The organism is Corynebacterium sp. KPL2838, from assembly GCF_040225455.1.
Taxonomy (GTDB): Bacteria; Actinomycetota; Actinomycetes; order Mycobacteriales; family Mycobacteriaceae; genus Corynebacterium; species Corynebacterium rhinophilum.
This window is the reverse complement of record NZ_JBEHFT010000072.1, coordinates 1-1,584: the sequence shown is the minus strand read 5'-3', so window position 1 is coordinate 1,584 and position 1,584 is coordinate 1. Positions and strand designations below refer to the sequence as shown.

1 protein-coding gene is annotated in these 1,584 nt (G+C 45.0%); it reads left to right on the top strand.

What is annotated here, in order from left to right:
- Positions 1 to 274: 274 nt before the first annotated feature.
- Positions 275 to 763: a hypothetical protein gene (locus ABRP98_RS11695; RefSeq protein WP_349859359.1), complete on the top strand. Its 489-nt coding sequence runs from the start codon at positions 275 to 277 to the stop codon at positions 761 to 763.
- Positions 764 to 1,584: the final 821 nt, after the last annotated feature.

Genomic DNA, 1,584 nt, shown 5'->3' with positions numbered 1-1,584 from the left:
TCGTGCTCTCAAAGAAAACTACTCCCTACTAGTCGGTAACTGATTTCTCAGTCCAACTAATGGGGAGCAGTTCAAAGGGGGAACCCTGCATCGCATCCTCCAGCGACCAGACACAATCCTCTGCAACGCATCATTCGTCGATTTAGAGAATAAAACTAGGAAGACAACTGTATAACCCAGAGTAATCTTTATGGGAGGAAGGATTTTACTTGTGAATAAGCTAAAAACATGATTACCTTAACCTGTGAAAAGTATAGTAAAAGATTTCATAAAGATGACATCCGTTTCGGCTATTGCAATGGCGTCTATCTTTATCGTGACTCCAGCAGATGCCGCTACTAATGGAGCTCCAGAGAAAACAGATAGCAAGTTCCACCTGACTGATTCAAAGTATTTGGATGACAGCACTGGAATCCAGCCTTATAGCGCTCACGGATCTACAGCAGCACATGGTAATCCGGGCGCAAGGATATCACTGGATGTTAAGGGAGAAGGGCAAACAGTAGAGAGTGCTATTGTAGGTCTTTACACCGGATGGGGCGGTAGTAATATGTGCGTTGATCAATACGAAATATCTTATCGCGACGGTTTTAACAATCCGAACAAACAGGTTCACAATCAACGAACATGCAGAGAGCCGTTCCTTGCTACGAATCACAAGTTCCGTGTGCACCAACTACTCGCAAAGAACTCTAAGTTCTGCGGTCGCGTCAAAGCTGATGGTCAGTGGACACCCTATGCCTGCGTAAACATTATCCCGTAGGAGTCAGTAATGGTACAAATAGTATTACTAGCCGTAACCTTATTTATAGCTTTTCGATTGCATTTTATAGTAAGAGAAATGGAAAAAACCAACGCTATTCTTCGGCAAATTCGGGAACAAGAACTACCACAGTCTTCTCGGGATTAGTTTCATATGCGCTTACTATCGTTTATGCGATAAACCTTGCAGGTGGACTTCACTACCTCTTGTTTGAGAAGCGATTAATTATTTGGAAATTTTTTAAATAGAGGACTAGAGATAGCGGAAGAATGAGGCTTTCTGGGCGCTAGGTGTCCTTAGAATGTGTATGGAAAATTTGGAGTTACGTCTGCTTGTGCATCACCCCTCTATGCGGAGGTGATGAATGAAAATCATCAAGGTCGCCTCTGCCGAGAATGATTCGGTTTCTTCTTCATCGAAGTCGGCGTGGCATATGAAAAACCCTAGCTCTGATGAGCTAGGGTTTTTCTTGCTGTAACAATTCAATAGTCAGTCTACTTGCACATAGTGCGTGTGTCTAGTTAGACGCGCGGAGAGATTCATAAATCCGCGTGGGATGGTTTCCCGAATCAATAGAAGTTCCTCGCTTTTTACCGGGCAGAGAGTACAGGGTTAGAGCCTGGCTTCTTTTCGCGCGTGCGTATCCGCCAGGTGCTCCCCAAGACCGCGAGGCTTGGGTGAAAAGGCCCGCCGAACCTGGGACTACGGTCGTTAAGCAATATAGCTGAGCTTAACCAAGAGATAGAGAGTGTCTAATGGTTTGTGTGTGGGAACCTAACCCGCATGAGGAGATGAACCAGAATGACTACTATGGCGAGACG